The sequence below is a fragment of the Ruminococcus sp. FC2018 genome, assembly GCF_000621805.1.
Classification (GTDB): domain Bacteria; phylum Bacillota; class Clostridia; order Oscillospirales; family Ruminococcaceae; genus Hominimerdicola.
Window position 1 is genome coordinate 177,619 of record NZ_JHXH01000004.1, and the last position, 8,944, is coordinate 186,562.

At 45.2% G+C, this 8,944-nt stretch carries 9 protein-coding genes; 6 read left to right on the plus strand and 3 right to left on the minus strand.

The window, feature by feature from the left end; all coding sequences use genetic code 11:
• Nucleotides 1–115: 115 nt before the first annotated feature.
• Entirely contained in the window at nt 116–2,569 is a 2,454-nt protein-coding gene (locus tag T494_RS0104405) for a two-component regulator propeller domain-containing protein (protein ID WP_028505256.1), read from the plus strand.
• Nucleotides 2,508–3,944, plus strand: coding sequence for a GGDEF domain-containing protein (locus T494_RS0104410; protein ID WP_028505257.1), 1,437 nt, complete (start codon nt 2,508–2,510; stop codon nt 3,942–3,944). The genes T494_RS0104405 and T494_RS0104410 overlap by 62 nt, the downstream gene beginning before the upstream one ends.
• A 109-nt stretch (nt 3,945–4,053) precedes the next feature.
• Here the strand turns inward: T494_RS0104410 and T494_RS0104415 are convergent, their stop codons facing one another.
• A complete protein-coding gene (locus T494_RS0104415; RefSeq protein WP_028505258.1) occupies nt 4,054–4,446 on the minus strand; it encodes a pyridoxamine 5'-phosphate oxidase family protein in 393 nt (130 codons plus the stop codon).
• Between the two features lie 153 nt (nt 4,447–4,599).
• Between T494_RS0104415 and T494_RS13350 the strand changes: the two genes are divergently transcribed.
• Nucleotides 4,600–5,364, plus strand: a complete 765-nt coding sequence (locus tag T494_RS13350; protein WP_028505259.1) for a metallophosphoesterase — start codon at nt 4,600–4,602, stop codon at nt 5,362–5,364.
• A 19-nt stretch (nt 5,365–5,383) separates the two neighbouring features.
• Here T494_RS13350 and T494_RS0104425 read toward each other — a convergent pair whose 3' ends face one another.
• Both T494_RS0104425 and T494_RS12260 read right to left on the minus strand, forming a co-directional pair.
• Entirely contained in the window at nt 5,384–6,076 is a 693-nt protein-coding gene (locus T494_RS0104425) for a 4'-phosphopantetheinyl transferase superfamily protein (protein ID WP_081777215.1), read from the minus strand.
• Between the two features lie 2 nt (nt 6,077–6,078).
• Complete coding sequence (locus T494_RS12260; protein WP_051540060.1) at nt 6,079–6,645, minus strand: SGNH/GDSL hydrolase family protein; 567 nt, start codon at nt 6,643–6,645, stop codon at nt 6,079–6,081.
• A gap of 176 nt (nt 6,646–6,821) precedes the next feature.
• Between T494_RS12260 and fba the strand changes: the two genes are divergently transcribed.
• From fba to T494_RS0104445, 3 genes are all read left to right on the plus strand, one after another.
• The gene (gene fba, locus T494_RS0104435) at nt 6,822–7,685 is read left to right on the plus strand and encodes a class II fructose-1,6-bisphosphate aldolase (RefSeq protein WP_028505261.1); all 864 of its coding nucleotides are present in this window, start codon (nt 6,822–6,824) and stop codon (nt 7,683–7,685) included.
• 3 nt (nt 7,686–7,688) lie between these two features.
• Nucleotides 7,689–8,018 carry a hypothetical protein gene (locus tag T494_RS0104440; protein ID WP_028505262.1) on the plus strand — a complete coding sequence of 110 codons (330 nt, stop codon included), beginning with the start codon at nt 7,689–7,691 and terminating at the stop codon, nt 8,016–8,018.
• 96 nt (nt 8,019–8,114) lie between these two features.
• Nucleotides 8,115–8,630: a QueT transporter family protein gene (locus tag T494_RS0104445; RefSeq protein WP_028505263.1), complete on the plus strand. Its 516-nt coding sequence runs from the start codon at nt 8,115–8,117 to the stop codon at nt 8,628–8,630.
• Nucleotides 8,631–8,944 lie beyond the last annotated feature (314 nt).

Genomic DNA, 8,944 nt, shown 5'->3' on the forward strand with positions numbered 1-8,944 from the left:
TATCTATTATCCAAAAGCCCCGAAAAATGAAAAATCGGGGTTTTTTCTTATTGAAATGCTTTGTGAAATGTGTTATAATAGTTAATGATATATTATGAAATTGAGGAGGGTTGATATGAAAGAGCGCATCTCCTTTAAAATAACAAAACGAAATCTGGTCATAATGGTCCTGCTTGTGCTGCTGAACTTTGCCGGCAACTGGTTATCCGGCACACTTAACCTGCCATGGTGGCTTGATACTTCAGGAACAATGGCGGCGTCAATACTTATGGGGCCCATAGCCGGAACAATAGTTGCTATACCGTCAACGCTGATCCCTGCACTAATACATGGTCATACTGTTGCCTATACCCTGGTGGGCGTGTCGGTGGCACTTGTCGTGGGATTTTTGTTCCCAAAACGCCACAAGGAAGACCTGCTGGGCATTGTTTCGGTAGCTATGCTTTCGGCTCTTATATCGTCAATTATAGCTGTGCCCCTGAACAACCTGTATTATGACGGGTATCCCGGCAACATATGGGGCAACGCACTTTACGATATGCTTTCCGATTCTATAAGCTCGGATAACTTCAATATTTTCCTTTCGCAGTTCTTTATTGATATGCCCGACAGGGTGATATGTATACTTCTTGCGCTGGTAATAGCGGATATGACGGACATAAGGTTTGTCAAGGCAAAAAAGAAGAAAAGTACCATGACAATGGCAGCGATGCTTATCTGTGCAGGTCTTGCAATATCTCAGCTTGGCATAGCTGCCCAAGCTGCGGAATACGGCGCAGATTATGAAGCTGCTCCCTTTACAAGCAAGGACGGTCTGCCCTCTGCTGAGGTAAACGCTGTTGCACAGACAAAGGACGGGTTTATCTGGGTAGGTACATATTCGGGACTTTATTTCTACGACGGAATCAAATTTGAAAAGACAAACCTTAACGATAAGATCAAAAATGTAATGACTCTGTTTGTGGATTCCAAAAACAGACTTTGGATCGGCACAAACGACAGCGGTGCAATATGCTTCGACCCGGACAGCGGAAACACCCAGGTCTTCGATTCCTCCAAAGGATTGCCGGCAGATTCCGTGAGATCCATAAAAGAGGATAAAAACGGAAACATCTTTGTGGGAACGGTTCTTTCCCTTGCTAAGATCAAGCCCGACGGAACTATAAAGAACTATGCAGAGTGGGAAAAGGTGACCTACGCTCAGTCACTTGAACTGATGCCGGACGGAAGCATTGTCGGGGTCACAAACAGCGGTCTGCTGTTTATGGTGAAAAACGATCTTCTGATCTACTCCGGCAACTATACTAAGGGCAATAACATTATTTACAGAAACGTTGTGCTCACAGATGATTTTTTGCTTGTGGGAACAAGCTCAAACTTTATTGACAGATACAGACAAAACGGAGAAAAGCTTGAATATGTGGATCAGCTTTCTTTAAGCAACGGTTCATTCTTTAACAAGATGGTCTATGATAAGGGCGTGAACGGAGTGTTCTATTGCTGTGAAAAAGGTATGGGCTTTCTGGACCTGAAAACCAAAAGATCCCAGGATATGTCCAAAAACTCCTTCAGCGATGCGATCAGTGACATCTGTATAGACGACCAGAACAACATCTGGGTGTCATCCAGCAAGCAGGGGCTTCTGAAATATGCCCGCACACCGTTTTATAATATGCTCAACGGCTCCTCTGCCGCAGGCAGCGTTGTCAACACAGTGATAATAAACAACAACACACTTTATGTAGGCACGGATAACGGTCTTGAGCTCATTGATCTGAAAACCAACAAGGAGCTGAGAAACGGCTATCAGGGAATGCTGGATAATGAAAGAATAAGAAACATCTATGTTGACTCAAAGGAAAACACATGGATAAGCACATACGGCAGCCATGGTCTCATTCGTGTGGATAATCTGGGGCAGATCAAGAATCTTATCGAGCTCAACCCTTCCCTTAAAGGCTATAAATTCAGATCTGTCAAAGAGCTCAAGGACGGGCGCATAGTTGCGGCGAGCAACACAGGTCTCACATTCATAAAAGATGATAAAGTAGTGGGCTCGATAGGCAGACCCAACGGACTGAACAACCAGTTCATCCTTACCATGGAGGAAAAAGAGGACGGCACTATCCTTGCAGGAACGGACGGTGACGGCATATATATTATCAGGAACGATACCGTTGCAGGACATATCGGCAAAGACGAAGGTCTTGACACCCTGGTGGTAATGAGGATAGTAAAGTGCAGCGGCGGATATCTGTATGTTACCAGCAACGCACTTTATTACGACAACGGGGAAAAAATAAAAAGGCTGGATAACTTTCCCTATTCCAACAATTACGATATTTTTATTACTCAGGATAAAGAGTGCTGGATAACCTCAAGCGCAGGTCTTTACATCGTAAGTGAGGAAAAGCTTTTAAAGGACGAAAAGTACAGCTGCACTCTCCTTAACGACAGGTGGGGACTCAACACCACTTTTACCGCCAATTCATGGAACACATCAAACGATGATATGCTGTATCTTTGCTGTACTGACGGGCGTAAGAAGAATATCCACCAAGCATTATGATTCCATTAACGCTGAGTTCCAGATGCGTCTGCGCTCAATAGATGCAGGGGGAGAGATCATAAGAGAAAATGACGGCAAGTGGGTCATTCCCGCAACCTCCGAACGTATACAATTCAATGTTGCGGTAAACAACTACTCTCTTTCCAATCCCCGGGTGCATTACTACCTTGAAGGCTCCAAGGACCCCGGAATCACCTGTTATCAGAACGAGATAACTCCCCTTTCGTTCACAAATCTGCCTTACGGTGACTACAAGCTGCATATCGAGCTGCTTGATGAGCTTACAGGAGATGTTCAGCGCCGGGAAGTCATCGACATAGAGAAAAAGGCAATGATGTATGAGCGTTTGTATTTCAGAATGTACCTGTTGCTTGTTTGTGTAGCATTCGTCATGTATATCATCTGGCTTTTCTACACCATAAACAAGAGGACCCTGAGGATGAGAGGTCTTCAGATGAAGATATCCACCGACCCAATGACCGGCATACTTAACAAGGAGGGCTCTAAAAAAGCCCTTGAAATGGCGTGCAGCGAAGAAACAGGCACTCTTATGATGATAGACCTTGACAGCTTCAAGCTGGTCAATGACCTGTACGGTCACGACATGGGTGATAAGATACTTATAAGATTTTCTCAGCTGCTGACACAGACCCTCGGTGAGGACAACATTGCCGGAAGGATCGGCGGTGACGAGTTTATAGGGTTTATAAAGGATTCCACAGACGAGGAAAGGGTCGAAGAGATAACCGATACTCTCAACCGTGAAATAACCAAGTCTGCCAAGGAGTATATGGGCGATGACATGACCATTCCTCTTGGAACATCTATCGGAGCTATCAAAGTTCCTGCGGAGGGACGTGACTATAATGAGCTTGCAAAGCTTGCCGACAAGGCACTTTATATTGTCAAGCAGAACGGAAAGCACGGTTATTCCTTCTATCAGAGTAAAAACAAAAAAGAGGATACCAAAAAGGATACACGTGACCTTGGTCAGATAAAGGTGATAATCGGAGAAAGAAATGAAGGCAAGGGTGCATACCTTGTGAACTTCGACAAGCTCCAGGTCATCTATAAATTCCTGTGCAGAAATGTTCACGTAAACAATACCTATGTGGGCTTTTTAAGATTCACTCTGGAAAACGACAACGGCAGATCCATACCGGACGAGATCATGGATTCTTTTGAAGATTATCTGATAATCAACCTTAAAAGGAACGATGTAGTAAGCAGATACGCAGGCAGCTTCTTCGTGCTTTGCACATACGCCGTTTCAGACGACTACCACGGCATTGCAAAGCGTCTGATAAAGGGCTGGAAAGAAACGGAAGGAAGCTCGGGTTATTTACTTACCTACGAGGTAGAATCGGTAGATTAAAAACAAAGTCCTTATCCTGCAAAGTAGGGGTAAGGACTTTTTTATGTTGGTAATATCACACAGCTTCCCTGCGTTATTTATCCTGATCTTTTTGCCTTATTCTCCAAAATCAGAATTTTACCGTTCTTGGTGCATCTGTAAACGAGGAAAATGTGGCGGTGGCATTTTTAAAGTATAGCACCTGGGTGTTGTCATCCTGTGCAGAGTACATTCCCTTCAGCTCGGGATAGTTATCAAGCATATGCTCCTTTGCCTCTACCCTGTCGTCGTTCACAAGTTCACCTGCTACTCTCAGCCACACGCCGTCTTTAAATGCGCATATCTCAGCCTTGGGGTTGTTTGCAAGCTGCTTTGAGATATCCTTGGACTTGCCTGTCTGGATATAAAGCCTATCCTCAAAAATATCAACTGTGCCAAAAGGTCTTACCCTTGGCTGGTCGCCCTCAACGGTGGCAAGATAATAGGTGCCTGCGCTCTTGAGAAAATCAAATACTTCTTTCATGAAAGATCCTCCTTTGTCAGCTTTTATTTTTCTTTATGGGTATTATATCATTTTTTTGAGTTTATTACAAGCATTTTTTTGCCTTGACAGGGCACACTTTTTTATATATAATAAAAAGCATCAAAACTCAGATTTGGTGAAAGGATAACCAGATTGAAAGAAACATTTTACAATTATGACTTCCCTTTAAAGATATGCCTGCTGGCGGATATCCATAACAGACCGTATGATGAGATAAGCCGTTCCCTACGGCGGCAGCAGCCTGATATCATAGCTGTTGCAGGTGATTTTTTATACACATACGCTCCCACCGACGACACTCCCGTTATGTCACGGACCCGGTATTCCCTGGACTTTCTCGCCGACTGCGCAAAGCACGCTCCCACCTTTGTTTCCCTGGGCAACCACGAATGGATGCTTTCAGACAAGGATAAGGAAATAATCGCAGGCACGGGAGTAAAGCTGCTTGACAACACATGGACACAGTTCAACGGTGTTTTCATCGGAGCACTTACATCATCAGGGGTAAGCGCATACACTGAGTTTCGCAAGGGGAAACAGCAGGTATACCCCAAGTGGCAGCACTTCAATGCTCCCCAGCGAAACGAGCCTGTTATCGGCTGGCTGGACGAGTTTGAAAAGCAAAGCGGCAAAAAACTGCTTTTGTGTCACCATCCGGAATATCGGGACAAGTACCTTAAAGACAAAAAAATAGACCTGATACTTAGCGGACACGCTCACGGCGGACAGATAAGGCTTTTCGGTCGTGGACTCTATGCCCCGGGGCAGGGGTTATTTCCCAGATACACCAGCGGCGTACACGAAAACATGATAATCTCCCGTGGACTTGCCAACACAGCAGGTTTTATCCCCCGTCTTTTCAACCCCAGAGAGATAGTTTATATCGTTCCAAATTAAAAGCAGCTCCCGAAGGCTCTTACCTTTCGGATGCTGCTTTGATTTTTTCAAATATCATCTGCGCTGTAAGCATAATCGGGCGGGACACAAAGCTTCCATATTGCGAACACACGGTAATATGCCGCTTGTCAAGGTCAAATTCCGTGAACCGCACCCCACTCAGGTCGTATTCCTCACAGCTTGCCGCAAGAGGACCGTCAAGTTTTATGCCTATCCTTTCCGGACCAAGACTGAGACCTGCGCCGAGATATTTCATCACGCTTTCCTTTACCGTCCAAAGCCGCAAAAAAGCCCTGTTCTTTTCCTCAGGTAAGCCATAAGAATTGACCCACTTTATCTCATCAGGCAAAAGCACCCTTTGGATAAGCCTGTCGGAGACCGTGCGTATACCTTCTGCGTCAACGCCTACACAGCTGTCCGACACCGCACAGACTGCAATGCCGTCACAATGGGAGAGGTTAAAGTGCAGATCTCCCCTTTCAAGATACGGCTTTCCATGGCTGCCATAAGAGATCTTCCTGCTGTCCTTATCAAGGTCGGACAAGGCATATTCCACCAGTGCCCCTGCGGCAAGGGAAAGATACTTGTCCTTTTCAAAACGGAAAGAATCTATCTTTTCTTTTCTCTTGATCGGCATCAATTCATACAGCTGTGTGAAAAGACCACTGCTTTGCAGCTGTGATGTTTCAAGCACCAATAAACGATTTTCCATTATTACCAGCCCATATCCGTCTTTATCTTCTGTGATACTAAATCTGCAGCCTTTGCGTGAGTTTTCTCCGAGGGATGTCCGTTAACAGCCACTCCGTCAGCGATCTGATCCTGCAGCGGAAGCTCAAAGGCAGTGATGTTCTCATCGCCTGTCTGCGCCTTATATCGCTCCACCGCATTTTGCATTGCATTATACAAGGTGTTTCCCATAGTACCCAGGGTGCAGAATATCCTTGCCTTGGGGTTTTTATTTCTCACGACTTTAAGAAACTCCACATATTTGTCCGTATACTCCTGCTGCCTTTGGGCATTAGCACCCGTATATGTGGCATCGTTGGTTCCCAGATTTATAACCACTGCGTCCACATCAGGTCCGTGATCGTACCCTATGGTCTGGGGCTTTACCCCGCCAAAACCGTCCGCTTTGGTAAAGCAATATTTTTCATAATAATTCGCAACAAGATCAGCCTCATTTTTGCTGCCGTCAGGGGTATATCCCGAAACGATACTGCCGCAATAAGCAGCTTTCTTATCTTCACAACAGCGCCCCCTTTTTTGATATTTTATCACATATCACTATGAAAGTCAACGAACCTGCCGGATCACACACATTACCTCTTCTCACATCCGGGAGCAAATGTGAAATATATGTTAAAACCAATTTGTCCCTCTTGAAAAGAATACCGATATGTTATATAATTAAAAAGGTGAATACCCATATTTTTAATGTATTGGAGGATTTATAAATGTTAGTTAATGCTAAGGAAATGCTCGATAAGGCAAGAGCAGGCAAGTACGCAGTAGGTCAGTTCAACATCAACAACCTTGAGTGGACAAAGGCTGTTCTGCTCACCGCACAGGAGCTTAATTCCCCTGTTATCCTGGGTGTATCCGAGGGTGCAGGTAAGTACATGACAGGCTTTGAGACAGTTTCCGCTATGGTTGCTGCAATGGACAAGTCACTGGGCATCACAGTTCCTGTTGCTCTTCACCTTGACCACGGCACATATGAGGGCTGCTACAAGTGCATCAAAGCAGGATTTACCTCTATCATGTTCGACGGTTCACACTTTGCTATCGACGAAAACATCGCAAAAACGACCGAGCTTGTAAAAGTTGCTCATGGTCTTGGTCTTTCCATCGAGGCTGAGGTCGGTTCTATCGGCGGCGAGGAAGACGGCGTTATCGGCAGAGGCGAGTGCGCTGATCCTGACGAGTGCAAGATGATCGCTGATCTGGGCGTTGACTTCCTGGCAGCAGGTATAGGCAACATCCACGGCAAGTATCCTGAGAACTGGGAAGGTCTGAGCTTTGAGACTCTGGCAGCAGTAAACGAGAAGGTAGGCGAGCTTCCTCTGGTTCTTCACGGCGGCACAGGTATCCCTGCTGACATGATAAAGAAGGCTATTTCTCTTGGCGTTGCAAAGATAAATGTTAATACAGAGTGCCAGCTTTCCTTTGCCGATGCAACAAGAAAATACGTTGAGGCAGGCAAGGATCTCCAGGGCAAGGGATTTGACCCAAGAAAGCTTCTCGCACCCGGCTTTGAGGCTATCAAGGCTACCGTTAAAGAGAAGATGGAGCTGTTCGGTTCTATCGGCAAGGCATAATAAATGGGATTGTTTTCTGATAAAAGTTGTCGTGTGGATCTGGCTTACTGCCGTGACATAAACTATGTTTACAATGCAGTGGGCTATGCAGCGCAGATGTGCGGTTTCAAGATCGAATCGGCTGACAGCCGGAACTATACCATAAACCTCAGAAAAAGCATTTCGCTTTTTACATGGGGCGAGAGGGTGTATATTGCAATGGGCGTTATCCCTGACGGGAGAACAGGCGTTACCATAGTCAGTCAGCCAAATCTCGGTACAGAGATAGGCGCAAGAAAACAAAATCAGAAAAACGTTGAAATGCTTGTAAATATGATAAACCAATATATGTAGCCTGCTGCAAACGAGCGGCAGGCTGCTCGTTTATCTGACCAGAGATCATCAGAGTATATTGCGGAAAACCGCTCTTAAAAACAAGGAGGATCGGATATGGAATACTTCAATGCCCGCCGTGTAACACGTATCGGCGTTATAGCAGCATTATACGTTACACTGACCGTTGCACTATCCTCCCTTTCGTATAATAATATACAGTTCAGGATCTCAGAAGTGCTGATGCTTCTATGTTTTTTCAGCAAGGACTATATCTTTGCGGTTTCAATGGGCTGCTTTATTGCAAACCTTTTCAGTCCGATATCAATGGATATACTTTTTGGCACCCTGGCAACCGTTATCTCAGCAATACCTATGTATTTGCTGAGAAAACGGGGAAGCCTGGCAAGAATGATAATCTGTTCGCTGTTCCCTGTTATCTCAAACGCATTTATAGTTGCTCTTGAACTGAAGCTATTTATGCACCTTCCCTACTGGATCAGTGCGGCAGAAGTTGCCTTGGGCGAATTTGTATGTGTAACCGTAATTGGAGTCGCAATATTCAGCGTACTGCAAAAAAACGAAGGATTCATGCGGCTTATAGTTTCGGAAAAACCGCAGACAAGGACATAAACATAGCGTTGCTTTTTTAGCGGCGTTTTTTTGATAATTCTCTTGACAACTCAGTCAAGATGTGTTATAATATTAAAGCTGTGATGAGACAGCAAACGGATAAGAATGTTGCTCCCGCCTCGGTCGTCCGAGCCGTGTAAAAATCGTCGGGCATAAAAAAGTGGATCAGTGTGTAATCCCTGAAATAAGGTATCACCCACCTCCCCAGATTTGAGGCGTGTAAAAATATCAGATTAATATTTGCAGGTGTGCGCAGACAAGCTTGCTTCGCAAGCTGGGCAGACGCGCTAGCTTCGGGTAGCGCTACGACAGTG

What these genes read in the sequence shown, in the direction of transcription:
- T494_RS0104445 (WP_028505263.1), top strand. Translation starts at nt 8,115, where the DNA reads ATGGAATACTTCAATGCCCGCCGTGTAACACGTATCGGCGTTATAGCA.
- T494_RS0104410 (WP_028505257.1), top strand. Translation starts at nt 2,508, where the DNA reads ATGATATGCTGTATCTTTGCTGTACTGACGGGCGTAAGAAGAATATCC.
- T494_RS0104405 (WP_028505256.1), top strand. Translation starts at nt 116, where the DNA reads ATGAAAGAGCGCATCTCCTTTAAAATAACAAAACGAAATCTGGTCATA.
- fba (WP_028505261.1), top strand. Translation starts at nt 6,822, where the DNA reads ATGTTAGTTAATGCTAAGGAAATGCTCGATAAGGCAAGAGCAGGCAAG.
- T494_RS0104415 (WP_028505258.1), bottom strand. Translation starts at nt 4,446, where the DNA reads ATGAAAGAAGTATTTGATTTTCTCAAGAGCGCAGGCACCTATTATCTT.
- T494_RS0104440 (WP_028505262.1), top strand. Translation starts at nt 7,689, where the DNA reads ATGGGATTGTTTTCTGATAAAAGTTGTCGTGTGGATCTGGCTTACTGC.
- T494_RS0104425 (WP_081777215.1), bottom strand. Translation starts at nt 6,076, where the DNA reads ATGGAAAATCGTTTATTGGTGCTTGAAACATCACAGCTGCAAAGCAGT.